Below are 26,212 nucleotides of genomic sequence, written 5' to 3' on the forward strand. Positions count from 1 at the left end.
CACATTATTCAAAAAACAAATTGGGTTGTACACTTGAAATGAGATTCACTGTGACATAGCGTTATAGAAATAATAAGGTTTTGTGCGTTTATATCTATATATAATAATTTAAAAAATAATAAGAAATGAAAGAAAAAGTAACTTGGAGGAATTCAAATGCCAATCTACAATAAACTAGTACGCGATCGCATTCCAGAAATTATCGGAAATAATGGAAAAACATTCACAACAAGAATGCTTGATGAACAAGAATACATAGAAGAAGTGTGTAAAAAAACGCAAGAAGAGTTAGCGGAGTATGTGGAGGCGGAGAGTAAAGAGCATAAAGTAGAGGAGTTAGCGGATTTATTAGAGCTTGTAAATGCGTTAGCGCAGCATGAGGGTGTAACGCTTGAAGACGTGGAGAAAGTGCGTAAACAAAAAGCGGAAAAGCGCGGTGGTTTTAGGGAGAGAATCTTTTTAGTTGAGGTACATGATGACTAATGTTCAGCTTGTTACAAACAATTTGATTCAAAAGTTAGAGCGTTATATGGAAGATGCTAAGGCGATCTACATTTTGACGTCATTTGTGATGAAATCTGGTGTTGAAGTATTAACTGAAGCGTTGCAAAAAGCAGCAGAAAAGAATGTGGATATTAAGGTTTGTACAGGAGATTATTTATATATTACACAGCCTGATGCTTTGGAAAAGCTTTATCATATCCATCCGAATATCGAGATTCGTTTGTGGAAGAGTGCAGGGAAGTCGTTTCATCCGAAAGCTTATTTGTTCGAGCATGAAAGTGATGGAGTGATGATTGTTGGTTCTTCTAATATGTCTCGCTCAGCATTAACAAGTGGTGTGGAATGGAGTTTGCTTGTGAAAGAGAGTGTTGGAAAAGAAGCTTTTTCAGAAGCAATTAATCAATTTTTACATATTCATATGAATGAGGCTACTCAATCCGTTAATTTAGAAACAATTAAACAATATCGCCAAGAATATGAAGAGTTCCATCAAACACATTCTAACTTAGTTCGAACATGGACAAAGCAAGAAGAGATTGAGATGATGATTCCTTCTGGGCAAGAGGGATATGAGATAAAATCAGGGGCACAAATCGAGGTCGAGCCAACTGCGCCATATGAAACGAAAATTGCACCACGTTTTGCGCAAGTTCCTGCTTTAGAGCAATTAGAAAATACGCTTGAAGAGGGGTATAACAAAGCGATGATTGTTATGGCAACAGGGCTTGGAAAAACGTATTTAGCTGCTTTTTTCGCTAAACGTTTTAAAAGAGTGCTATTTGTTGCACATTTAGAAGAAATATTGAACCAAGCAGAGCAATCTTTTCAACGTGTGATACGTGATAAGACAACAGGAATTTATAATGGTAAGAGAAAAGAAGGAGAGAAGGATGTTGTTTTTGCGTCTATTCAAACATTGAGTAGAAAGCGTCATTTAGAAAACTTTTCTCCAGATGATTTTGATCTCATTATTGTGGATGAATTCCACCATGCGGCAGCAAATAGTTATCAAAAGGTGCTAGATTATTTTAATCCCAACTTTTTACTTGGGATAACAGCTACGCCAGATCGTAATGATTTCCGTGATATTTATTCGATTTGTGATGGAAACGTTGCGTATCGCATTGATTTTATGGAAGCGATTCAGCGTGGCTGGTTATCTCCGTTTCACTATTATGGTGTGTATGATGATACGGACTATTCCCAAGTGCGCTGGATTGGAAATAAGTATGATCGTGAAGAGTTAGCCGAGGTACAGTTAAAAGAAGAGTTAGCTGACAAGATTTTAGAAGCATGGAAGAAGTATAAGAAAACGAGAACAATTGTATTTTGTTCTAGCATTAGGCAAGCAGTCTTTCTATCTACATATTTTAATCAAAACGGTTACAATACTATTTCGCTTCACTCTGAAACGAAGGATATTTCAAGAGAAGATGCGATTAAGAGGCTGGACCGTAACACGCTAGATGCAATTTTCACGGTTGATTTGTTTAATGAAGGTGTAGACATTCCGTCTGTTGATACATTACTATTTGTACGCCCAACAGAATCGTTAACAATTTTCACACAGCAAATTGGACGTGGATTAAGGTTGCATGAACAAAAAGAGCATTGTGTGGTTATCGATCTAATTGCTAATTATCGAAATGCGGATGTGAAAATGCAGATGCTTCGTGTAGAAGGATTAGCGAAAAAAGATGGAACTCAACCTATTTTGCCAGAGGGTTGTGTCATAGAGTTTGAGCTAGAAGCAAAACAGCTATTAGATGAACTTGTCAAAAAGAGAATGCCGCGAAAAGAAAAGTTATTACATAGTTATCAAACGGTAAAAATGGAATTAGGGCGTAGACCAACATATTTAGAATTGCATAAGCTTGGTACAGAAGAGAGTAAAGAGTATCGCCAAGAATTTAAATCTTATGTTGGCTTTTTAGCGTGGGCTAATGAATTAACAGCACAAGAAAAAGAAGTGTTTATACGTTATGAAGCGTGGTTACAAGAAGTAGAGAAAACAGGAATGGCTAAAAGTTATAAAATGTTGCTGCTATCAACAATGTTACAACGTGGAAAAGAGAAATGGTACCATCCGATATCGCCAAAAGAAGTTGCACCATTTTTCCATCATTACTTAATGGAGAAAGAATATCGCAAGCGTATTGATTTTAGTGATAAACAAGCGCAACGTATGTGGGAATATGATGCAGAAAAGGTTAGTAAATTAATTGCAACAATGCCGATGACGAAATGGAGCGGTAGTTCAAAAGGATTGTTATCTTTTGATGGAAGTGTGTTTTCTATAAACATGGATATTCAAAAAGAAGATGAGCATCTTTTATTTGAATGGACGAAAGAGATTTGTGAGTATCGTCTTCATACTTATTTTGAGAGGAAAACGGTCATATCGAAATAGGCGTGGGTATTTTTTTTAAGATGGATATAGAAGAAATCATTTAGAGTACTGGTATACCACAAATTTCCTTTGCTAACAAAGGAAGAAGGGCAATATTTAAAGGGAGAAATGAAGAATATATAGTGATGAAAAGGCATCCTCAATTTAAAATGTACCCTATAGAATAGACATTTTGAAAAAAGTCTGTTCTATAGGGTCATAGCCATCAACTTAAGAAAACGAATAAAATAATGAAATTAGGACACCCTTTCATGCAGTACTGCATGAAAGGGTGTTTTAATTTATGACTATAAACAATGACACACCAGTTGAGGAGTTACGCATGCTTGGTGAAGAATTTCGAAATAAATTCTCTATTCATCACCTACAAGAGCTTGCGTATCAAACAGGTATGATTCAACGAAAACGAAAATTTTAGGTACAGAACCTTGTATCACTCTGTGTATTTTTAGGACAAACAATCAGTTCCGAGTCTTTAGTTAGTCTTTGTACAAAATGAAATGAGGCCACCGGTACATGCACCTCAGCGGATGCACTTAATAAGCGTTGGAACGAGAGAACTGTAACTTTTCTCAAAGAGTTATTTCTATATGTCTTCCAGCAAAAAAATTGGCCCACACAATCGCTAGCCAGTCGCTTTACACGAATTCGCATTTTGGATTCGACATCTTTTCAGCTCCCGTCTTCCTATGCGAAAGTTTTTAAAGGATTTGGCGGTGGAGGATCTGAATCAGGTGTAAAAATTCAATTGGAATACGAACTACTATCGGGAGAATTTTTAGGAATGACCGCAGACCATGCAACTAGCAACGATGCAAAATATGGACAAGAACGCACGAAAACTCTGCAAGCTCAAGACCTCGTACTTCGCGATCTTGGGTATCATGATATTGGTGATTTAGAGAATATCGCACAGTGCAAAGCTTACTATATATCTAGGATTCGTTGGAATACGCAAGTGTACCAAAAAGGAGAAGCTGGAAATTGGATTTTATTACATATAGAATCCTTAACGAAGAATTTAGAAGAAGGAGAAACGCTAGAATTGCCAGAGGTATATATCGGATTAAAGTACAAGCATCGAACTCGCCTTCTCTTATATCGTTTAAAGCAGAATGAATGGGAGAAGCGCTTGGAACATCATGAAAAAATGAAAAAGAAAATGCCAAAGTCTGCGAACAAAGTAAATCTATTAGTTACCAACACTTCGTCAGAGAAACTGCCAGCCACAGAGGTGTATGCTTTTTATTCATTACGATGGCAAATAGAAATTCTATTTAAAACATGGAAATCTATATTTCGTATTCATGTAAGTAAAAGAATAAAACTAGAACGATTTCAATGTCATTTGTATGGCCAACTCTTGCGTTTATGTTTAGTCGCAAGCGTTACTTATCAAATGCGAAGGCTTTTATGGGAGAAACAGGGAAAAGAAATGAGTGAGTTGAAATGTGCTTATATGGTGTAGATTTATCTAAAAAAAATACACGCCGCACTTTTTTTAAGTTGATGGTTATGCACATAGGGGCGTTTTTTGACTGGATAACTACATTTTATGCATTGGATCCTGGTGTAAATGTAGATTGAGAAATATGATCTCAATCTACATTTTGTTTTAACTCCTTTATCGTGTATTAAATATTAAGTTCATGATGTAGCTCGTTATGAAATGTTTTAACAATAAGTTTATATCCCTCACCGTAATCCCTCAAAAATAATACTTCCCACTTTGTAAGTCATTCAAATTGAGTTATAATCAACTTGTTTAATATTTTAATTAATCTAAATTTTCTAAAACATTTTTATTAAACAGGGGGAAGGTGATGAATGATGCAAAAGGAGAGAGGGACCGATTACACAGTAGAGGTGACGGCTGATGTTTTGATGAATATATTAGATCATTCATCGGATGAGATTTATGTTTTAGATAAGGATACGCGTATTGTTTATGTGAATAAAGTTTGCGAAAGACATTATGGGTTAAAGCCGAGTGAAGTAATCGGACGGCTGAATGAGGAATTTGTGTTGAATAACTATTGGAAGCCGTCCATTGTTCCGATTGTTTTTAAAGAAAAGAAGCCTGTAACGATTAAGCAAACGACTTATATTGGCGGGGAGTTAATTACAACAGCTATACCTATTTTGAATAAGGAAAATGAAATTGAGCTTGTTGTGACGACAGCTCGTGAGCAAAATTATAAAACAATTATCATGGCCCCAGTAGAGCAAGAAATGGAGCATTCACATGATGACAATTTATTTGGACAAACGATCCTTACAAATAATGAAAAAATGAAAAACTTAATCAAATTTTGTGAGAAGGTTGCTTCTACGGATACGACGGTGTTGATTCAAGGGGAGTCAGGAACGGGAAAGGGGGTATTGGCGAATTATATTCATCAAATGAGCAAGCGGAGAAAAGGACCGTTTTTAACTGTCAATTGTGCGGCTATCCCGGAAGAACTTTTGGAGTCCGAGCTATTTGGATATTCTAAAGGGGCATTTACAGGAGCGAAAAGAAGCGGACAAGTGGGACTTTTTGAAACGGCTAATCATGGGACAATTTTTTTAGATGAAATTGGCGAAATTTCTTTGAAAGTTCAAGCAAAGATTTTACAAGTGATTCAAGAGCGACAATTTATTCCTGTCGGAGGAAGAAATCTAAAAAAAGTAGATGTTCGTATTATTGCTGCGACGAATCAAAATTTGTATGAAATGGTGCAACAGAAACAGTTTAGAGAGGATTTATACTACCGGCTTAATGTTATTGATATAAAGTTACCACCATTAAGGGAACGAATGGAAGATGCGATTTCTTTAACATATTATTTTTTAAATAAATTTAATAAAAAATATCAAGTGAATCGCATTGTTTCGCAAGATGTGCTCGATATGATTAGTAGATATTTGTGGCCTGGAAATGTGCGACAGCTTGAAAATGTAATCGAACGATTAGTGGTGACAAGCGACTCTGTTATTCAATCATCTGATTTACCGGAAATGATTCTTCAGGCTGCTGAGACGAAACAGTTTTATTCGCGCCCAACTGCATTAGATGCGGCAATAAGGGAATTGGAAGAGCAAATGGTAGTCAACTCGTATAAGAAGTTTGGAAGTACAAGGAAGGTAGCTGCTGATTTATCAATCAGTCAGACGAGAGCTTCTAAATTAATACGTAAATATTGTAAAGATGCGATGTAGGTGCTAAAGAGGCAATGCTTTCAAGCATTGCCTCTTTTCGTTTTACTAGTAAAGTGAATCGAAAATAACTCGTGTGAGTTTCATTCACTTCGTTTTTTATAAGAAGAATTTGAAAGAATAGCAGAATGATAGGTTGAATAATGAAATGAAATTTGGCATGTATTTTGCATTAAAAAAGATACATATTCGCAAAAAACAAAAATGAAAGGGGTTTCAATTATGGCGTTCAATAAAGTGCAAAACGCTACTACCCGAACATTTGAAAGAGTGCTTCCGTATGATTTGTATACAAATCCAGAAGTTGTAAGAGAAGAAAAAGATAAGATTTTTTCGACATCATGGCAACTTGTTGGTCATGTGAGTCAGGTGGAAAATGCAGGTAGTTTCTTCACGACAGAAGTAGCGGGGGAACCCATTCTTGTCATTCGAGGTAAGGATGAGATTGTGCGAGCATTTTATAATGTTTGTCCGCACCGGGCAACGAAGTTAGAAAAAAATGAGGCAGGGCAGAAGAAAATTTTACAATGTGGGTATCATGGCTGGAGTTTTCATTTAGACGGTAAATTGAATCGGGCTCCTAATTTTAAAGGGGATGATCAGGCTTGTGTCGCGAGTGCTTGTTTACGTTCGGTACGAATGGAAATTGCAGAATCATTAATTTTTGTAAACTTAGATGATAACGCTGCCCCTCTTATGGAATCGTATGGTGACTTTTTTGAGAAATTAAGTAAATTTTCGTTTCTTAGTGAATTGAAGAAAACGCATGATAAAAAACGAGTCATTAAGGCAAATTGGAAGGCTTTTATTGATAATTATTTGGAATGTGATCACTGCCATACTGCACATCCGAGTTTTGTGGCGACATTGGATATGAAGGATTATCAAATTATTACGTGTGAGAATTATTCTGTTCAAGGTTCGATGGTAAAGCCGAACAAAAATTACGGGTCTGTGAATTTAAATGAGGCGGAAATGCAAGGAGGCAGCTTCTATTGGTTATGGCCAAATCTTATGATTACAATTTATCCTGGTCCTGGCAATATGGCGACGATTCAAATGATTCCGATTGATCATGAGACGACATTAGGCGTGTATACGTACTATTTTAGAGATGAAAATTTAACACAAGAGGAAAAGGATTTAGTTGCTTTTGCAGAACAAGTGAGAAATGAAGATGTCGAGCTTGTCGAACTGGAGCAAGTTGGCTTTCGTTCTCGTGCATTTCAAAAAGGAATTTACTCTTCATCTGAACAAGCCGTTGTGCAGTTTCATGAAATGGTGTTAGAGGCTTTAGAAAAATAATGTTTAATGGTTGGGGGAGAAGGAGAATTGAAAAAGCATTTGTTCATTAACGGAAAACAAATGGAGACAAAGGAGTATGCTCCACTTTACTCACCGTATACAAGGAAGAAGATTGCAGAAGTTGCGGTGGCAAGTCGGGAGCAGGTGAAGCAAGCTATTACGGTAGCTGATGAAGCAAAGTCTGTCATAGCCAATATGCCGGCATATCAACGAGCTGAGATTTTAGAAAATGTTGTTAACTTATTGAAGGAACAAGTAAATCAAGCAGCTGAAATGATTGCGCAAGAAGCGGCGAAACCAATTGTCTTTGCGAAAGCGGAAGTAGTACGTACCATTGAGACATATAAGTTTGCGGCTGAAGAGGCGAAAAGAATTCATGGGGAAACCATTCCGTTTGATGCGGCATCTGGAGGGGGCGGTAGATTCGGGTATACGGTTCGAAAACCGATTGGTGTGATTGGAGCGATTACCCCGTTTAATTTTCCTATGAATTTAGTTGCTCATAAGGTAGGGCCCGCTATTGCGGCAGGTAATACGATTGTGTTGAAACCAGCTTCTCAAACCCCTTTGTCCGCTTTATTTATTGCTGAGTTGTTCCAACAAGCGGGATTGCCAGATGGTGTATTCAATGTTGTGACAGGGGCGGGAAGAACGGTAGGAGACGCAATTGTAGAGGATGACAGGGTCAGTATGGTTACTTTTACTGGAAGTCCTAGTGTAGGAATTGGAATTCGCAATAAAGCTGGATTGAAACGCACAACATTGGAGCTTGGTTCCAATGCGGCCGTTATTATTGACCGGGGTGTAAATATTGATAGTATCATAGAGCGCTGCGTTATGGGGGCATTCTCTAATCAAGGGCAAGTATGTATTTCACTGCAAAGAGCATATGTTCATGAAGAAGTATACGAAGAGTTTGTTACAAAGTTTGTAGAAGCAACGAAAAGACTAAAGCTAGGCGATCCGCTTGATTCAGAAACAGATATTTCTGCTTTGATTTCACCAGAAGATACGGATCGTTCTCTAAGCTGGATTGAAGAAGGAAAACAAAAAAATGCTAAGGTTGCGATAGGTGGAAATATGCAAGGAACAGTACTTGAGCCAACGGTTATGTTGGATGTTGCACCGGAATTAAAGGTGTCTTGTCAGGAAGTATTTGCTCCTATTGTGTTAGTAAATAAGGTAGCATCTGTAGATGAGGCTATTTCTTATGTGAATGATTCGCGTTATGGGCTCCAGGCAGGAATTTATACAGAAAACGTAACACATGCTTTGAAAGCAGCGGAAGCATTGCACGTGGGGGCAGTTATGATTAACGATGTTCCAACATTCCGCGTTGATCATATGCCTTACGGTGGTGTGAAAGAAAGTGGTACAGGAAGAGAAGGAATAAAGTATGCCGTTGAAGAAATGACAGAATTGAAATTAATTGTTTGGAATCAAAACGAATGCGGTAGTTAATTTAAGGGGAAGAAGGGTTTTTCATGAAAACATTGAAAGTAGCTGTTATTGCTGGAGACGGAATTGGTCCTGAGGTAATGGATGAAGGTGTGAAAGTACTGCAAACAATTGCAAATGTAAGTCAGCAATTTAAGTTTGAATTTACGTATTTTCCATGGGGGTGCGAATTTTATTCCAAGCATGGAAAAATGATGGATGATGATGGGATTGAACAACTTAAGGCATTTGATGCGATTTATTTAGGTGCTGTAGGATTTCCTGGAGTACCTGATTATATCTCGCTTTGGGATTTGCTTTTGAGAATTCGTCAAAGTTTCGATCAATATGTAAATATACGTCCTGTCACTTTATTAAAAGGTGCTCCTTGCCCGTTAAAAGATGTAAAGCGTGAAGATATTGATATGCTCTTTATTCGGGAAAATAGTGAAGGAGAGTATGCGGGTGCCGGCGATTGGTTATATAAAGGGAAAGAACATGAGGTCGTTTTACAAAATAGTGTGTTTTCTCGTAAAGGAACGGAGCGCATTATTCGTTATGCATTTGAAATAGCTCGAAAGGAAAGGAAATCTTTAACGAGCATTAGTAAAGGAAATGCCCTGAATTATTCAATGGTTTTTTGGGATCAAATTTTTGAAGAGATTAGTAAAGAATATCCGGATGTGAAAACAGCTTCTTATTTAGTAGATGCAGCTGCAATGTTGATGATTAAAGAGCCGCACCGGTTTGAAGTTGTTGTGACATCGAACTTATTTGGTGATATTTTAACGGACTTAGGGGCGGCTCTTGCCGGTGGTTTAGGCTTGGCAGCAGGAGCGAATATTAATCCTGAAAGACAGTATCCATCGATGTTTGAGCCAATTCATGGTTCGGCGCCCGATATTGCAGGGCAACAAATCGCCAATCCTTTGGCGGCAATATGGTCAGCAAGCCAAATGCTCGATTTTTTCGGATATGAATCTTACGGAAAATTAGTATTAGATGCATTGGAACAGACTTTGGTAGAAGGGAAAGTTTTGACACCAGATATGGGGGGAACTGCTTCTACATCAGATGTTGGAAAACGTATAGTGGAGATTTTAACATCTCTTATTCTTACCCAAACGCATGAAAGAGTGTAAGTAGAGAGGGATGCTTCCATACTCGGCAGGGGATATGAAAAATTTCTTGCCGAGTTTATGTCATTCTTTTTATAGAAAGACAATGAATCTATTGAATGTATTTTTAAAAGCGCTTTCAAATGAGTGTTCGTAAATCACGTTGTATTTTATCCTGCCATTTATAACACATAATGTTTGAAATAGATAAGAAAAACTGCTTGTAATCGCCAACTATTAATGGGGGCGGACGGATGGAAGGTTCACTTTATTATTTATCCCGCTATTTTAGGGCAGTAAGACTCCCGCCTCAAGATTCAGAGAGAAGTAAGGAAGATAGGGGGGAGTAGGGCTGCCCGTAACCGTAACAGCCCGATTGGTGAGGGCTCATAATCAGTGGGGATGAAGAACCCCCCAATGATTAAAGTTTCACTTTATTTTTTCATGAAATTCACAGTATGAAGAGAATAAATAACTAGAAAGAGTCTTGTCCATTTTGAAGAGGAGGAGCTTTTCATGAAGAAAGTGTTCGTTTGGATATTAGGATTGCTTCCTGTTATTGGTTCATTCACTGTTGTAAACAGAGTGAAGCCATATGTATTTGGTTTACCTTTCATTGTATTTTGGGCGGCTGCCTGGCTAGTTTTAACTTCTGTCTGTTTATATGTGATGAGCATTATTCAAGATCGGCAGGAGGAGGGGAAGCTTGATGAATAGTGCTATATTTATATTGATAGGCACTTTTTTACTTACCTTTTATTTAGGAATGCATGCTCGTAAAGGGCGAGAAATGCAGCTGGAACAATGGGCGGTAGGGAATCGGAATTTTGGTTCTGTTATTATGTTTGTGTTAATGGCTGGCGAAATTTTTACGACGTATGTATTTCTTGGTGGAAGCGGTGGGGCTTATCGAATGGGAGGGCCGATTATTTATATTTTTAACGCATTTTGTTATATTGTCCCATTTTGGATTCTTCCCCCCATTTGGCGCTATGCAAAGAAACATACACTTCTTACGCAGTCTGACTTTTTTGCGAAAAAATATAATAGCAAACCTCTAGGTTTATTAGTAGCGGTCGTTGGGATTGTTTCCATGATTCCTTATATCGTTTTACAGTTAAAGGGGCTTAAGATTATTGTATCGGAAGCTTCATATGGTATGGTTTCCCCTAATTTAGCCGTTTGGATTGGCATGATTGCCGTCACTATATTCGTTTCACTGTCCGGTATACACGGTTCAGCATCCACAGCCATCTTAAAAGATATTCTCCTGCTTATTGTCATTTTATTTTTAGGTATTTATTTACCTTATCATTATTACGGCGGTATTAAGCCAATGTTTGAAACATTAGATGCAACTAAACCGGAGTTCTTACTGATTCCGAAAGAAGGGTACAGTATATCGTGGTATATTTCTACTTGTATTACGATCGGGTTAGGACAATATATGTGGCCACAATGTTTCGGGGCTAGTTTATCATCAAAGGATGAGCGGACATTGCGAAAAAATGCTGCTATTTTACCGCTGTACCAAATTATATTAGTGTTCATCTTATTTATTGGCTTCACAGCCCTGTTACAAATTCCAAACTTACAAGGGGCAGATACCGATTTGGCGTTATTTAAAATTGCAAAAGCAACCTTTGATCCGTGGGTAGTCGGAGTAATCGGAGCGGCAGGTATTTTAACAGCACTTGTTCCATGCTCTATGTTATTACTGACAGCATCAACCATTTTGTCAAAGAATATTTATAGGACAATGAGACCAAATACAACGGATGCACAAATTGGACGATTAACTCGTATATTTGTTCCGATTGTTGCACTAATCGCTGTATTTTTTACGTTTTATGGTGGAAGCAGCATTATTGCATTGTTGATCATGGCTTATAGCTTTGTATTACAATTATTTCCACCTCTGTTTTGTAGCTTATGGAAAAGGAATCCGATTAATAGAGTAGGTGCTTTTGCAGGGATTATAGCTGGCGTCATTGTCGTTGCATATATCACTATAAAACAAGCGACGATGGGAACATTCTTTCCGCAAGCTCCGCAGTTTATAAAAGACATTGATGTCGGCATAGCGGCTCTTGTAGTGAACATAGTAATCATGTTTGTTGTCAGCGTTGTTACAAATAAAGGAAAGGAAAAACTAGAGCCTGAGATTACGTTGCAAAAAACAGTATAGATTCTTAAAGAAGAAACCCGGCTGAAAGAAACGATATGTTTTCAGTTGGGTTAGATTTTTTTATGAGAGTACATGATTAAGAACATAAAAAATGAAACCTCTCTGTAAGTGTCGAATATTCCTCGCTTTCTATTTAAAAATAATTCCCCAATACTAATCTTTAATGCGAATGAAAATTAAGATATGTGCATTTTTTGAATTTTCACTACAAACATAGAAGTGTTAAGAAAAAATAAAGGGATTAAGGGGAAAGGTGGAAATGCAGCATGAAGATTAAACAGTTTATGAGTGTTTGTTTTGCCGCTAGTTTTACAGTAGGTTTTGTAAGTGGTAGCGCGACGGAAGTAAAAGAGGATAAGGTATACGAAGTTGGGATACAGGAAAAACACAAAATGTTGAGCTGAAATTGGAAAGTGCGGAATTTGTCTTACCAGAACAATTTACGAAGTAAACACATGATAGAATCTTTAACAATCAAATCGATGAGCAAGGGCTGTTAAATTACTTTAAAGCTTTAAAAACAGCATTCCAAAAACATGTGAAATTTGGAACGAAGGTAATATCCAAAAATGGAGATAAAGCGCCAGTTGAATGAAAAGCAAAACCAATTATATTGAACGATTTGAGATCTAAAGTTCAAAGTGATGAGAAATATCATTGAATGAAAACGGATTCTTACAATGTGGCGGTTCTCTTATTAAGGGGAAGCAGTAGAAAGAAATGTAGTCTCTTATATCAAGCTTTATAAAGTAGAGGTCTGTGAAATTCATTATTATTCCGAAACTACAAACATTTTAGAATTTGTTCAATATTGAACGATTTGTTTGCAAAATCTTGTGCTATGATTAACCTGTAATTGAAATGTAGCCCTTACATTTGGGACAAGTATTGGTTATAGCGGTGTAGATAAAAGTTGTTAGATGGACGCATTGAAATTCTAAAATATGAAAGGAAGATCGCATATGAAAGCAGTAGTGGTTAATAAAAACAGCAAAGCAAACATTGAAGTTATCGAAAAAGAATTACGTCCGTTACGCGCAGGCGAAGCGTTAGTAGATGTAGAATATTGCGGAGTTTGTCATACTGACTTACACGTTGCAAATCATGACTTTGGTAACACAGATGGTCGTATTCTTGGACACGAGGGCATAGGAATTGTAACGAAAATTGCAGATGATGTTACTTCGCTTCAGGTTGGTGACCGTGTAAGTATCGCATGGATGTTCCAATCTTGTGGTCGTTGTGAATATTGCGTAACTGGTAGAGAAACATTTTGTCGTGAAGTTAAGAATGCGGGTTATACAGTAGATGGCGGTATGGCTGAACAATGTATCGTTACTGCTGATTATGCGGTAAAAGTACCAGAAGGATTAGATCCTGCTCAAGCATCATCTATCACATGTGCCGGTGTAACTACATATAAAGCGATTAAAGTATCCGATATTAAACCTGGCCAATCTATCGTAATCTACGGTTGTGGTGGATTAGGTAACCTTGCTGTCCAATATGCGAAACATGTATTTGGTGCAAAGGTTATTGCAGTAGATATCAATGACGACAAATTAGCATTGGCTAAAAAGGTTGGTGCTGATATGACAATCAATCCAACTACTCAAGGACTTGCTGATAAGATAATTCAAGAGGCATTTGGTGGTGCTTATGCTGCTGTAGTAACAGCAGTTTCTAAAGTGGCCTTCAACTCAGCAGTTGATGCAGTCCGTGCTTGCGGTAAAGTCGTTGCGGTAGGTTTACCAGTAGAAACTATGGATTTAAGCATTCCACGACTTGTGTTAGATGGAATTGAAGTAGTAGGTTCTTTAGTTGGTACTCGTAAGGACTTAGAAGAAGCATTTATGTTCGGTGCAGAAGGCAAAGTAGTGCCGGTTGTTCAAACTTGTTCATTAGATGAAGTACAAGATGTATTCGAAGAAATGGAGCAAGGTAAGATTCAAGGTCGTATGGTAATCGATTTTAAACAGCATAAGTAATTGCTAGTGTAAACAAATTTATTTTGTTTTCACGATTGTTGGTGCGGTTCTCTTAGTAAATATGAAAATGGGATCAGTCCAGTATGAAATGAAGTCACTAAAAACTCCATTTGGTTTCACTTGGCTAGATATTCGCCGATTCAATCGACGAATATCTAGCCCCTTTATTTTATAATAGAGAGAGTAAATAAATGAGCAATCTAATTACAACATACGTTATATTCTTTGGATAAATCACTACACTGAAGATAAGAGATCACATCTTTTTCTCTTATTTTCTCCGAATACCAATCGTTCTTCCAGCTTGTTTCGGTGGTTGTAAACTTTTATGCGATTCGCCAAGTTTTTCAATACGTGTGTAAATCTCAGGCGGGAAAGGGGCAGGGCGGCCTTTGTTCATATCTATCCCCATCAACATTTGTTCACTCGTTGCAAGTGGCTCTCCTTGTTCGTTTTCCATTGTGAAAAAGATATGCAATCGTTTTGTGTCATAATCTAACAGCTGGATTTTGACTTGTAGGGCTTGTCCTTCATATGCCTCAGCTAGATAGCAAAGGTGTGTTTCTAATGTGTAAATGGAATATTGATGTTTATCACGAAAATCAGCATGGATTCCTAATTCGATCATAAATTGATCTACAGCCATACTGAAGACGACGGCATAGGCCGCATCTGTCATATGCCCATTATAGTCGATCCAATCTTTTTGGACGTTTTCTTTTAAGAGTGGGTTTTCAATTTGAGGCAATTGATTTTCTCCTTTCCTGTTAGAGCTTTCCGCTTAAGTTTGCTCCTGGCCAATATTTCTCAAGTAATTGGATCAGTTCGATTAAGAATTCATCACGACGTTGTTCTAGTTCTGTTATGGAATGTCCAGTCGTTTGTGCTTCACATCCTGCAATGACTTGATTGGTCAGGTCGGTAGTTAGTTTTGGTGCGACTAATTTCGTCCATGGCAGTTGTAAGGCTGGACCAAATTGTTTCAGCATATGTCTCATTCCTTGTTCACCACCTGCAAGATGAAGGGTTAGAAACGGTCCCATAAGTGCCCAGCGCAATCCTGGGCCATAGATAATCGCGGCGTCCACTTCTTCTGTTGTGGCAACACCATCATTGATAAGATGTAGTGCTTCGCGCCATATTGCTTCCATAAGACGGTCAGCCACATGACCTTCCACTTCTGTTGAAATGACAAGTGGCTTCATATTAATAGATTGATAAAATTGCTCTGCAACTTTTATCGTTTCAGGAGAAGTATTTTTTCCGCCAACTAATTCTACGAGTGGAATTAAATAAACGGGATTGAATGGATGTGCAACAATGACGCGCTCAGGTCGTTGGCAATCTTCCTGTAACGTACTTGGTTTTAGTCCGGAAGTACTTGAGGCAATAATTGCTTCCGGTTTAGCGAAACGGTCAATTTCAGCTAAAACATTTCTTTTTAACGCTTCTCGCTCAGGGACATTTTCTTGAATTAAATCAGCATCTGCTACGGCTTTTGCCAAATCTGGTTCGAACGTGAGTCTATCTTTAGAAGCTCCTTTTGCTAATCCTTGTTTTTCAAGCGCAGGCCAAGCATTCTCTATACTCTGTCTTATACGTATTTCTGCATGTTCTGCTACGTCAGTTGCAACGACATCATAGCCTTGTGATAGAAAACGAGAAATCCATCCATTTCCAATAACACCTGTCCCAACAACGGTTACTTTTTTAATCATATTTGAGCTCAAATTATTCCGCCTTTCCATAAGGATTTCTTAATCCTAGATGTTTCCGTGCTTCTTCTGGTGTCATTGGTGTAGCACCTAATCCGCTCATGGTCGTGACAACGCGGTCTACTAACTGTGCATTTGTTGCAAACACACCTTTATCTAAATAAAGGTTATCCTCCAGTCCTACGCGAACATTTCCGCCTAGAAGGATGGATTGAATCGCCATTGGCATTTGCATCCGTCCAATTCCAAATGCTGACCAGTGAGCATTTTCAGGAAGTTTATCGCGCATATACAGCATTGTTTCTGTATCCGCTTCTGCTCCCCATGGGATTCCGAGGCAAAATTGGAACATCGGATCACCATCGATAAGACCTTCCTCCATTAACTGTTTCGCAAAGCGAACATGACCGGTATCAAAGCACTCTAGTTCAGGCTTCACACCGCTTTTCTGAATGAGGAGCGCTTGCTTGCGTAGCCAATCTGTTGGACTGACGTAAAGTTGGTCGCCAAAATTTAGACTTCCGCAATCTAATGTACAGATTTCAGGTAATAGAGCTTCTACAGGCTCATGACGCTCTTCCGGTGTTTGCATGTCCGTTCCAGGACCGCCCATTGTCGGATCCTCTTGGCTTGGAATCCAATCGCCGCCTCCGCCAGCTGTAATATTTAAAATAACATCTGTATCGGATTCTCGAATTCTTTCCACTACTTCTCTAAATAAAGTAAGATCATGACTCAGCGCTCCCGTTTTTGGATTACGTACATGGATATGGGCGATTGTGGCACCGGCCTTCGCAGCTTCAATGGATGCTTGTGCGATTTCTTTTGGGGTAACTGGTACGTGTGAGCTTTTTTTCGTCGTTTCTCCAGCTCCTGTTACTGCACATGTTACGATTACATTTTGATTCATGTTATCTCCTCCTTTTTTCATCCTGTACGAACGGGCACTTATAAATTGAGAGAAGCGAAAGTGCCTAACCCGTTCAATGAACCATGAGTGAGAATACCGATGGTTCATTCATTTTTTGAATCCCTTTCATTTTAAAACTAATAATTCAAAATAGAAAGACATTTCTTATAATAACGATATCTTAAACGGATATTATTTTTCAAACAATTCAACTTAAGTTTTATTCTGTAAAAGAATGAAGGGAACGACAAAAATTTGCTTATGCCTAGATTTAGAAAAAATGTAATCTTGCTTGTTCCTTTGATATGTAACAAGGGATATGAAAATACGGTAAAATATTGGTAATGTATGAAGGGGAATAGGAGGGAAATTTCCTCGATTCTTGTACTTTCTTCCTTGATTGTCAAGTCGTTTCAATGTGGTTGTTAACTGTACTGGATTTCCGACATTAGTATTTATACGTTTCGTTGTTTAGCGAGTTTTTCAATTGGTTACATGACAGTCAGTTTTACCTTTATACCACCGACGTTGACTATTGCTAGTTCTTTAGGTTTCAAGTACAGGGGCATTCTTATGGATTGGAGGAAAGAGAATGAAAATTGTATGTATAGGAGATAGTTTGACAGAGGGATTGGGTGTTGAGAAAGAAAAATCTTGGCCCATGGTTTTAGCGGAGTTAGGAACATTTGAAGTCATAAATAGAGGGATTTCTGGTGATACAACAGCGGGCATGCTCGGCCGTTTTTATCATGAAGTTATCAATGCTCAGGCTACACATTGTATCATTATGGGGGGGCATAATGATTTATGGTGGGATATGCCGATCAATATGATGTTAGGTAATATATACAGTATGGTAAAACAGTCACTTCATCATAATGTTACACCGATTATCGGAATTCCTATTCCGCTCCATATGGAAGGGATCGACCGTCAAAGCGTTGGGGAACCCGTCGCTGGTTATCAAGTGTTTCAGAATAAGCAATCTCAATTTATTCGTGATGTAAAACATATGGCGAGAGAAAACGGATGGAATGATATCGATTTTTATCGTCTGTACATGAATGAAAGAGAGGATGTGAATTCTTCTTATTTTGCAAAGACGGACGGCATTCATCCGAATGAAGATGGGCACCGAGATATGGCGGAGTTTGTATGGGAAGAGTTTAGGAAATGGTATCCATCTTATTTGTTTTGATGAACCTAAGGGGCTCACTATATGATAAGAATCCTTTCTAAGTCCCTGCCATACATAAATCATTAAAAAGAAACAAAATCAAAAATAAAGCGACTACAAGCCTTTCTTCGAAGAATAGTAGTTGTGAAAAAATATACAATTATCCCGCCAAACTTCCTCGTTGATTCCTATATACATGATGGAACGATTCGTTACATATGTTTCATTAAGGAATGGAGGAATAGAAATGGCAGTGTATCGCCTTATGTGGCGGAGGAATTGAGCGAGTGGATGGCGGATTTATCGGAGGAGCTTGTGTTAAAGGCACTCCAGATTGCTTTTGAAAATAATAAACGAACGATTGCTGATGTGAAGGGGATTTTGTGAGAGTGGCATGGAAAGGGCTATACAAAGCTGAGTGAAGTAGAAGAAGCGGAAGCTGAAGAGAAAGTATGAAGGAAAAGGTTACTTGTGATCATCGATTACTTACAGCTGATTACAGGAGATTTAAATTATAGAGGAAATCGGTTTCAAGAAATGAGTGAAATCTCTCGTAAACTAAAAGGGATGGCACGTGATTTAAATGTGTGTATAATCGCACTGTCACAATTGTCCCGTGAAGTAGAATCCCGGCAAGAAAACGACCGTTTTTATGTGACTTAAGGGAGACAGGGAAAATTGAACAAGATGTGGACTTGATTATGCTGATGTACCGAGAAGATCCTTACAATAAGGAAACGGAGCATAAAGATATGACAGAAATTCAAAGCGCAAAGCATCGAAATGGACCTGTTGGAGGGATAAAGCTGCGGTTTTTGAAGGAGTATGGGAAGTTTATATATGAGGAATAAATGAAGGTGAAGAGTAAACAGGGATAAGGAAACTTTTGAATGAAATATCATTAAAAATAGCTTTCAATCATTTATAAATTGGTTCTATAAGTTTAGATTGTTCACCACTTATAGAACCAATTTTCTTTTTATAACACACCGCTCTTCAAAATCGAGTTTTATGATAGTATCCGTATATCACGAGCCGAAGAAAGAAAACGAAATAGGAGGATGAGTACGATGAAAAAATGATAAGTTTCATCTTTTTAAGTATAGTGCTAGTTAGTTTTATTTTTTTTGTTAATTGGCATTTATCTTATGTATTTTGATAGGGCGGTATTTGAGTGTGATTAGTATGGGAACAAAGGAACATTTGTAGTGGGAAATCACTTTATTGACGAGCAAAGTAATGTTCATGTACAAGGCTTATTATATGAGACCTACCGTTATGTTTTTGAATCGTTATTTTTCCACCATACGATTGTTTCTTCAATACCGGAATGAATATCATATGATGGTTTCCAGTTTAGTTCATATTTTAAACGTGTAACATTTACGCCGATAAATAAAGGTTCATCTTTTGAAAAAGGAATTGCACCTAACTTAATTAAATGTTCTTTATTCATTTTGTTTGCGATTATATTCGCAATTTCTTTAATTTGAATAGAGTGGCCAGAAGCTATGTTAACAGTGCCTGTAATTTGAGAATGTAATAGTGATACAAGGGCGTTAGCAACATCGCTTACATGGAGGAAATCTCGAGATTGTTCTCCGTGTGTACATAAAGCTTCTTTGTTTTTTAATAAGGAAGTAATAATGTGAGAAATAAGGCGATTCCCCTGTTCATGAGGGCCGTATAAATGGAAAATTCGGCTCCAACATACACTGAGATTTGTTTGCTTAGCGTATGATTGTAACCAAGAATGTAATGCATTTTTGCATAAAGAATAAGGGTTTTTATAACATAGAAGTTTAGAATCTTCATATAATACACCGTTTATCCATTGATATTCTGCACCTGTGCCAGCAACGACAATTCTTTGGCCACCACAATATGAGAAATGTTGGATTAATGTAATACTAGATTGTAACCAATAAAAATTGTTAATAGATTCATAACATTTTGGTGGTACAGCCTCCCAAGCTAAAAGAACAAGATGACTCGGTTGAAGATGGAATATGAGTTTTTTTATTTCTTCATCACAAAGTAAATTTACTTTGTGCCAATGACAAATAAGTTGCTGAGGTGGTTTATTTTTATTGTAAGTTGCGTGAACTTCATAGCCCATTTGTACAAGGAAATGTACTACATATTTACCAATCCAACCATTCCCACCCGTTACAAGGACTTTTTTCATGATTTAATCACTTCAACTTTAGGAATTGCCACAACAAACTTCCCACCCCATTCCTTTATAAATGAGCATTCTTTCATAATCTCTTCTTTTAAATTCCACGGTAATATGAAAATATAATCTGGTTTTGTGCGTATGATTTCTTCTATTGATTTTACGGGGATGCGAGTCCCTGGCAAAAATAGATTTTGTTTATAAGGGTTTTTATCGACAGTATAAGGAAGAAATTCTTTCCCGATGCCGCAATAATTTAATAGAGTATTCCCTTTCGCGGGGGCACCATAACCGATAATTTGTTTATTTAAAGAGTGTACGTCAATAAAAAATTTTAAAATATCCATTTTTAATTGTTTCACTTCTTTAGCGAAAAGAAGATAGGAATCTAGTTTATCTAAACCGTAATCCATTTCTTTTTGCATAATATTTGATACGTTTTCACTTATTTTTGTATCTCTGTTGATATGCTGTATAAATAAACGTAATGAACCACCATGTGTGGGGAGTTCCTCTGCATCTATAATTTGCAAGTTATGGTGAGAGAAGATCTTTTGAAGACATATGAGTGAAAAATAGGAGAAGTGTTCGTGATAAATTGTGTCAAATTGTTTTAAAGATATGAGATTTAATAAGTGTGGGAATTCAATCGTTATACTGCCATTTGGCTTCAATAAAGTTTTTAAACCGGCGATAAAATCGTGTAAATGAGGGACGTGAGCTAATACGTTATTTGCAATAATTAAATCAGCTTGGGAATTTTCGTCTGTTAATTGTTTTGCTACATTGTTGCTAAAGAATTCTATTTTAGTTGGGATTCCTTTTTGAATGGCAATATTGGCAACATTTTTTGCAGGTTCAATCCCTAAACTTGGAATATTTTCTTTTTGAAAATATTGGAGTAAGTATCCATCATTGCTTGCAATTTCAATGACTTGTGAGTCTTTAGTTAATTTGAATCGTCCCATTGCCATTTCTACGTATTGTTTCGCATGCAATAGCCAACTTGAGGAGTAAGAGCTAAAGTATAAATAATCATGAAAAATATTTTGTGGGGATTCGAATTCATCTAGTTGGACAAGTAAACAATTATGACAAACGAACGTATGCAATGGATAGAAAGATTCCATTTTGTGTGCATGTTCTGAGGTTATAAATGAATTTGCGAGGGGGGAAACACCTAAATCTAAAAAAGTGTACTTTAGTAATGTGTGACAAAAGCGACATTTTTTCTGATTCATTGTATAGCCTCCCTATAATTTTTTAAATGCATCTATTTGATCGTTTGTAAAGGATTCTATGTTTTCACCACATGCATATTTTTTGTACCATTCGACGGTCCAAGAAATAGAGTCTTCTATCGGTAGTTTTGGAGACCAACCAAGTTCAGACATCGCCTTTGTACTATCAAGTGTTAAGATGGGGGCTTCATAAGGTTGTAGAGTAGTAGGGAGCAGTATGTTTAATGGTTTATCCCAAAGCTTAATTACAGATTGAATAAGTTCATGAACTGTTATGTGAGTTTGATTATTTGGCCCAAAATTCCAAGCATCAATATATTGATCATTATCCCAAAGCTTCTCTGCTAAAAGGATATATCCGTGTAGAGGATCTAATACATGCTGCCAGGGACGAATTGCATGAGGATTTCTAATGTTTAATGTTGCACCATGTAAATAGGAACGAATAATATCTGGAAGTAATCGGTCTTCTGCCCAGTCTCCGCCACCAATTACGTTTCCGGCTCTTACAGAGGCAAGTTTGGGGGAATACTCAAAGAAAGACTTTTGATAGGAAAGTGCTACTAATTCAGCGCAAGCCTTACTAGCGCTATAGGGATCATGCCCACCTAACCGATCGCTCTCTTTAAATGCTCGATTGCCTGTCCCGTCGTTTTCATAACACTTATCACTAGTAACATTAATCATAACCTGTACGCTGTCAACATGTTTTGCGGCTTCTAATACGTGCGCTGTACCTAAAACATTTACTTTAAATGTATCAATTGGATTTTTGTATGAAGCAGTGACAATCGGCTGTGCCGCTAGGTGAAAAATAATATTTGGTTTATTTTGTTTTATGACTTGTAATAAAGAATCGTAATCTGTAATATCCCCTGTAAATGAACGGCATTTTTTCATAGCGTTCGATTGTTCGAATAAATATGGTGTTGAGGAGGGAGGAGAAGAGTAGCCGGTTATTTCTGCGCCTAAAGAATGTAAAAAAAGTGTTAGCCAAGTTCCTTTAAAGCCAGTGTGCCCAGTAATAAATACTTTTTTCTTATGCCAAAAATTTGAAGAGTGCATTTTACCAAACCTTCCATGGAGCATAGTTACTTTCCCACAACTCTACTAATTTTTTCTTATCACGAAGTGTGTCCATCGGATGCCAAAAGCCTGTATGTCGATATGCTTCGAGTTCATTTTTAGCAGCTAACTGTACGAGAGTATCGGTTTCAAATACAGATGTATCATCTTTAATATAGTTGAAAACATCTGTATTTAAAACGAAGAACCCCCCGTTTATCCAGTTCCCATCTCCTAGTGGTTTTTCTTTAAAAGCTGAGACAGATGTGCCATTCATAATGAGAGAACCGAATCTACCAGGAGGTTGCACTGCAGTTACGGTGGCGATTTTTCCGTGCTTTTTATGAAATTCAGCAAGTTTTTTTAAATTTACATTACTTAATCCATCGCCGTAAGTGAGGAAAAAAGAATCCTCGTCTATATATTTTTGTATTCTTTTTACCCGCCCAGCAGTTTGAGTGTTTTCTCCCGTATCAATGAGTGTAATCTGCCATGGTTCTATATGATGAAAATGATTCGTAATGGTATTATCTTTTAAATGAATTGTGAAATCAGACATGTGTAAATTGTAATTCAGAAAAAATTCTTTAATAGCATAGCCTTTATATCCTAAACAAATAATAAACTCAGTAATTCCATAATAATGAAATAAACGCATAATATGCCAGAGAATGGGCTTTGTGCCAATTTCAATCATCGGCTTTGGTTTCAAATGTGTTTCTTCACCAATTCGAGTACCATATCCACCAGCAAGAATTACAGCTTTCATATCTGAAATCCCCCAGTTTAAAAGGTATTTTTTAATGGCCATATCAACAATTATTATATGAAGTGATAACAGGTCTATGAATAAAACACATGATAATTTGCATGAAAAAAGTAACCAAAATTGGTTACTGAAAACAAGGAAGTTGTATGACATCCCTGGAAAACAATCTGCAATAATAACATATGGCTTTACGGAGAGTTTTATAACGAAAAATATTTAATCTTCTCATAATGGACAAAACGGTTGCTTATATATGGTAGTAAAGAATCGTTTAGGAGGGGGATATTATTGCAACTTTAATCTCTCACTTTTATAATGAAGAATACTTGCTACCTTGGTGGTTAATGCATCATAAACAGATCTTTAATCATGGGATTTTAATTAATAGGGGTTCTACAGATCGATCGGTAGAAATGTGTAAAATATTTGCACCAGACTGGGAAGTGAGAACTTCAAAGGTACCTGAGTTTGATGCAGAACAAGTTGATAATGAAGTTATGGATATTGAAAGTGAAGTGAACGGTTGGAAGATGACTTTAAACACTACAGAATTTCTTTGTTGTCAAAATAAAACAAGCTTCTTTCATTCATTAAATGAGCTGCAAAAAAGAATGTATGCGATTCGAATGATTTTAATGGTGGATCCTTTAAATAATTATTATTCTAATCCAAGGTATTCTAAACCTCTAGTGAAACAGAGGTTTCATGGATATTTTCCACATGATCCATATCTTACCAAGAGTTGGAGATTAATTCATAACTATAAAAAGGGATACTATACACCAGGGAGGCATTCATCCGCTTATCCATTTGAATTGTATACCTTGCCCGCCCTTGTGCTAAAGTTTTATTTTAGTCCATGGAATGATCAAATAAAAAAAAGAAAGTTGCAAATTGCCCCGACTCTTTCGCAGCGTTGGAGTGCCTTAAAAACTTCCTATGGAACAACTTTAGAAGAATTGGAGTCAAAATTTATCGGTGTTGCAGCACACACACAAGACCTTCGTCTAAATCCAGTATATCAAGAAGTATTTTCTCAAAAATAGGGTGAATCGTATACAGGAGGATTGACATGAACGAAAATAATGTTAAAAAAATCTTATTTATTCGATCAGGAACTCCTTTTTATTTCCCAGCACTAGAAACAGCAATTTTTAATAGTCTACAAAGGGCAAGTAGCAATGTAATGATGGTACATATAGAGAAAGCAATAAAAACAGCAGTACGGACAAAGCCGGATTTTATTTTGGTATTGCATGGTTTAAGAGAAGAGTTTAATCAAATCATCCCTGAATTAAAGAAATTGGGCTTTACGACAGGAATTTGGTTGACAGATGATCCCTATTATATGGATTTAACCCAAAATATTGTTCCATATTATGACTACATATTTACTCAGGATTTAAATTGTATTAAATTTTATAGGAGCAGGGGATGTAAAAATGTTTTTTATCTCCCTTTAGCAGCGGATCATAACGTATATAAACCCGATTTTAAAGATAAGTCTAATCATTATGAAATTAGTTTTATTGGTACAGCGTTTAAAAATAGAATTGAATTCATTGACTCAATTTCTGAATATTTAGTTTGTAAGAACTTGAAAATTGTAGGATTTGGTTGGGAAAAATTGAAGAGTTATAAAATCTTGAAAGATAAGATAAAACTCTTGCCACTTGGTAAATATGAAGATGCGTTACAATATTATGTATCTACTAAAATTAATATTAATTTGCACCGTTCACCATATGATAAGGACATGAATAGTAATGCAGCAAATATTGCTGCATATTCAGTAAATAATAGAACATTTGAAATTAATTCCTCAGGTTCTTTTCAGTTAACTGATATACGTCCAGATATAGCGAAGCACTATATACCAAGTGTTGAAATAGAAACTTTTTGTAATCCACAAGAGTTTATAGAAAAAGCGGAATATTATTTAGAAAATGTAAAAGAGAGGAAGCAAATAGCGAAAAATGGGCTGATTAGAACTTTAAAACATCACACATATGATAAACGTGTCATACAATTATTAAACTATATTAATGAAATTGATAAGTATCCAAAGAAATAGGAGAGGGGTCACATAAATTCTAATAACGATTTGAATGATCGTCATGTTGTATTTTTCAGCTTAAGTGTATATCTTTTAAAAGGATATACCAAGTTCTTTTATTTAGATAATTACTTGAAACTTGAATTGGAAAGACATGATTTATGCCCCATTCCAACTCATGTATCTCATTTTCAAGTCCTGTTGGATAGAGTAAAAGTATCTTAAAGTTATTTTTAACAATATTTGATAAAATTAATTGTAACTCTAACGTTTCAGTCAAATCTCCGCCCCATCTAACAAATAAAATAGATTGAGAATTTTGCATTCTTTTGTAAAAATTATCAATCCTTCGATCTAATTTTTGTTTGAAATCTTGGTATGTGATAAACCAATCTTTATTTGAGATGATAGGGAAATCATGATAGGATGTTACGTTATATTTGATGTCTTTTACAATGTGAGAATAAACAGGTTGTATTACGCCATCATGAAAAAGAACATTTTTATCTGGCAATGCATGCATATTTTTCAAGTCCATAAAGTCTATAAAGTTATTTTTTAGTAATTTATTAATAGAAGAAAGGTCTGGAGACACAAACCAATCTAGAGGACCAGCATATTTACGTAGCCCATATTTTCTTAGATGGATAGCAGTATAACAATTGTTCCCTAGACTAATAACATCATCATATATCCCTTGAGCTCCTTTAATTTCCAATACAATCATCCTTTTCTTTATACAAATTAAAAGGTATTTGTATAACAGCTTAAAATAATGTATCCTCATTACATATATTTTTTGAGAAATGTAATATAAAAAATATTTATTTTATAGAATTAGGAAATCGTTTCCTCACGAATAATATATGTATGTATAAATATGAATGTGAAAATAGTTTAAAAAGATTTATACAACTTTAGGTTTGTTAGATATAGAATACAAGTTTCTATA

Annotated in this window: 22 protein-coding genes and 4 pseudogenes; 18 read left to right on the forward strand and 8 right to left on the reverse strand. The window is 36.6% G+C overall.

Translation table 11 applies throughout. The features are described 5' to 3' along the window. The first annotated feature begins 156 nt into the window (after window positions 1-156). The 13 genes and pseudogenes from MR059_RS10425 to adhP all read left to right on the forward strand — a co-directional run bounded on the left by MR059_RS10425 (window position 157) and on the right by adhP (window position 14,148). The gene (locus tag MR059_RS10425; protein WP_011983852.1) at window positions 157-483 is read left to right on the forward strand and encodes a nucleoside triphosphate pyrophosphohydrolase; all 327 of its coding nucleotides are present in this window, start codon (window positions 157-159) and stop codon (window positions 481-483) included. After that, window positions 476-2,914 (forward strand): DEAD/DEAH box helicase family protein, encoded by a 2,439-nt coding sequence (locus tag MR059_RS10430; RefSeq protein WP_011983853.1) that lies wholly within the window; start codon window positions 476-478, stop codon window positions 2,912-2,914. Before MR059_RS10425 ends, MR059_RS10430 begins: the two co-directional genes overlap by 8 nt. A 283-nt stretch (window positions 2,915-3,197) precedes the next feature. After that, complete coding sequence (locus tag MR059_RS21805) at window positions 3,198-3,332, forward strand: hypothetical protein (protein WP_011983854.1); 135 nt, start codon at window positions 3,198-3,200, stop codon at window positions 3,330-3,332. 114 nt (window positions 3,333-3,446) lie between these two features. After that, window positions 3,447-4,382 (forward strand): annotated as a pseudogene (locus MR059_RS10435) (IS4 family transposase); the annotation flags it as partial. A 359-nt stretch (window positions 4,383-4,741) separates the two neighbouring features. Then, window positions 4,742-6,115: a sigma-54 interaction domain-containing protein gene (locus MR059_RS10440; protein WP_011983856.1), complete on the forward strand. Its 1,374-nt coding sequence runs from the start codon at window positions 4,742-4,744 to the stop codon at window positions 6,113-6,115. A gap of 219 nt (window positions 6,116-6,334) precedes the next feature. Further along, the gene (locus MR059_RS10445) at window positions 6,335-7,417 is read left to right on the forward strand and encodes an aromatic ring-hydroxylating oxygenase subunit alpha (RefSeq protein ID WP_011983857.1); all 1,083 of its coding nucleotides are present in this window, start codon (window positions 6,335-6,337) and stop codon (window positions 7,415-7,417) included. A 6-nt stretch (window positions 7,418-7,423) separates the two neighbouring features. Then, complete coding sequence (locus MR059_RS10450) at window positions 7,424-8,878, forward strand: aldehyde dehydrogenase family protein (protein ID WP_011983858.1); 1,455 nt, start codon at window positions 7,424-7,426, stop codon at window positions 8,876-8,878. Window positions 8,879-8,901: 23 nt separating this feature from the next. Then, the gene (locus tag MR059_RS10455) at window positions 8,902-9,996 is read left to right on the forward strand and encodes a tartrate dehydrogenase (RefSeq protein WP_011983859.1); all 1,095 of its coding nucleotides are present in this window, start codon (window positions 8,902-8,904) and stop codon (window positions 9,994-9,996) included. Window positions 9,997-10,488: 492 nt separating this feature from the next. Further along, a complete protein-coding gene (locus MR059_RS10460; protein ID WP_011983860.1) occupies window positions 10,489-10,689 on the forward strand; it encodes a DUF3311 domain-containing protein in 201 nt (66 codons plus the stop codon). Beyond that, window positions 10,682-12,160, forward strand: a complete 1,479-nt coding sequence (locus MR059_RS10465) for a sodium:solute symporter family protein (RefSeq protein ID WP_011983861.1) — start codon at window positions 10,682-10,684, stop codon at window positions 12,158-12,160. Before MR059_RS10460 ends, MR059_RS10465 begins: the two co-directional genes overlap by 8 nt. A 266-nt stretch (window positions 12,161-12,426) precedes the next feature. Beyond that, the gene (locus tag MR059_RS10470) at window positions 12,427-12,564 is read left to right on the forward strand and encodes a hypothetical protein (protein ID WP_237701319.1); all 138 of its coding nucleotides are present in this window, start codon (window positions 12,427-12,429) and stop codon (window positions 12,562-12,564) included. A gap of 89 nt (window positions 12,565-12,653) precedes the next feature. Next, window positions 12,654-12,755: a DUF5105 domain-containing protein gene (locus MR059_RS10475; RefSeq protein WP_235436380.1), complete on the forward strand. Its 102-nt coding sequence runs from the start codon at window positions 12,654-12,656 to the stop codon at window positions 12,753-12,755. A gap of 367 nt (window positions 12,756-13,122) precedes the next feature. Further along, a complete protein-coding gene (adhP, locus tag MR059_RS10480; RefSeq protein ID WP_011983862.1) occupies window positions 13,123-14,148 on the forward strand; it encodes an alcohol dehydrogenase AdhP in 1,026 nt (341 codons plus the stop codon). Between the two features lie 271 nt (window positions 14,149-14,419). On the opposite strand, the gene MR059_RS10485 is transcribed toward adhP, so the two are convergent. The 3 genes from MR059_RS10485 to MR059_RS10495 are packed head-to-tail and all read right to left on the reverse strand — an operon-like array spanning window position 14,420 to window position 16,773. After that, on the reverse strand, window positions 14,420-14,896 hold the full coding sequence (locus MR059_RS10485) for a thioesterase family protein (protein ID WP_011983863.1): 477 nt from the start codon (window positions 14,894-14,896) through the stop codon (window positions 14,420-14,422). Between the two features lie 19 nt (window positions 14,897-14,915). Further along, window positions 14,916-15,896 (reverse strand): L-carnitine dehydrogenase, encoded by a 981-nt coding sequence (locus tag MR059_RS10490; RefSeq protein WP_011983864.1) that lies wholly within the window; start codon window positions 15,894-15,896, stop codon window positions 14,916-14,918. Further along, window positions 15,880-16,773, reverse strand: a complete 894-nt coding sequence (locus MR059_RS10495) for a beta-keto acid cleavage family enzyme (protein ID WP_011983865.1) — start codon at window positions 16,771-16,773, stop codon at window positions 15,880-15,882. Before MR059_RS10495 ends, MR059_RS10490 begins: the two co-directional genes overlap by 17 nt. Window positions 16,774-17,365: 592 nt before the next feature. Here MR059_RS10495 and MR059_RS10500 point away from each other — a divergent pair. The 3 genes and pseudogenes from MR059_RS10500 to MR059_RS10510 form a co-directional block, all read left to right on the forward strand. Beyond that, on the forward strand, window positions 17,366-17,971 hold the full coding sequence (locus tag MR059_RS10500) for an SGNH/GDSL hydrolase family protein (RefSeq protein ID WP_011983866.1): 606 nt from the start codon (window positions 17,366-17,368) through the stop codon (window positions 17,969-17,971). 171 nt (window positions 17,972-18,142) lie between these two features. Next, window positions 18,143-18,334: pseudogene (locus MR059_RS10505) on the forward strand (DnaD domain protein); the annotation flags it as partial. Window positions 18,335-18,383: 49 nt separating this feature from the next. Next, a pseudogene (locus MR059_RS10510) lies at window positions 18,384-18,801 on the forward strand (DnaB-like helicase C-terminal domain-containing protein); the annotation flags it as partial. Between the two features lie 370 nt (window positions 18,802-19,171). On the opposite strand, the pseudogene MR059_RS10515 reads toward MR059_RS10510, so the two are convergent. The 4 genes and pseudogenes from MR059_RS10515 to rfbF all read right to left on the reverse strand — a co-directional run bounded on the left by MR059_RS10515 (window position 19,172) and on the right by rfbF (window position 23,204). After that, window positions 19,172-20,138 (reverse strand): annotated as a pseudogene (locus tag MR059_RS10515) (NAD-dependent epimerase/dehydratase family protein). Beyond that, a complete protein-coding gene (locus tag MR059_RS10520; protein WP_011983869.1) occupies window positions 20,135-21,370 on the reverse strand; it encodes a class I SAM-dependent methyltransferase in 1,236 nt (411 codons plus the stop codon). The pseudogene MR059_RS10515 and the gene MR059_RS10520 overlap by 4 nt, the downstream one beginning before the upstream one ends. Window positions 21,371-21,382: 12 nt before the next feature. Next, on the reverse strand, window positions 21,383-22,435 hold the full coding sequence (gene rfbG, locus MR059_RS10525; protein WP_041809492.1) for a CDP-glucose 4,6-dehydratase: 1,053 nt from the start codon (window positions 22,433-22,435) through the stop codon (window positions 21,383-21,385). Window position 22,436: 1 nt separating this feature from the next. Then, window positions 22,437-23,204, reverse strand: coding sequence for a glucose-1-phosphate cytidylyltransferase (gene rfbF / locus MR059_RS10530; RefSeq protein WP_011983871.1), 768 nt, complete (start codon window positions 23,202-23,204; stop codon window positions 22,437-22,439). Window positions 23,205-23,488: 284 nt separating this feature from the next. Here rfbF and MR059_RS10535 point away from each other — a divergent pair, with 284 nt between their 5' ends. After that, the gene (locus MR059_RS10535) at window positions 23,489-24,250 is read left to right on the forward strand and encodes a glycosyltransferase family 2 protein (RefSeq protein WP_087094582.1); all 762 of its coding nucleotides are present in this window, start codon (window positions 23,489-23,491) and stop codon (window positions 24,248-24,250) included. A 26-nt stretch (window positions 24,251-24,276) separates the two neighbouring features. Beyond that, window positions 24,277-25,278: a CgeB family protein gene (locus MR059_RS10540; RefSeq protein ID WP_011983873.1), complete on the forward strand. Its 1,002-nt coding sequence runs from the start codon at window positions 24,277-24,279 to the stop codon at window positions 25,276-25,278. 55 nt (window positions 25,279-25,333) lie between these two features. Here the strand turns inward: MR059_RS10540 and MR059_RS10545 are convergent, their stop codons facing one another. Further along, a complete protein-coding gene (locus MR059_RS10545) occupies window positions 25,334-25,987 on the reverse strand; it encodes a DUF1796 family putative cysteine peptidase (RefSeq protein WP_081428349.1) in 654 nt (217 codons plus the stop codon). Window positions 25,988-26,212: the final 225 nt, after the last annotated feature.

The organism is Bacillus cereus group sp. BfR-BA-01522 (assembly GCF_022662635.1).
In the GTDB taxonomy this organism is placed as follows: domain Bacteria; phylum Bacillota; class Bacilli; order Bacillales; family Bacillaceae_G; genus Bacillus_A; species Bacillus_A cytotoxicus.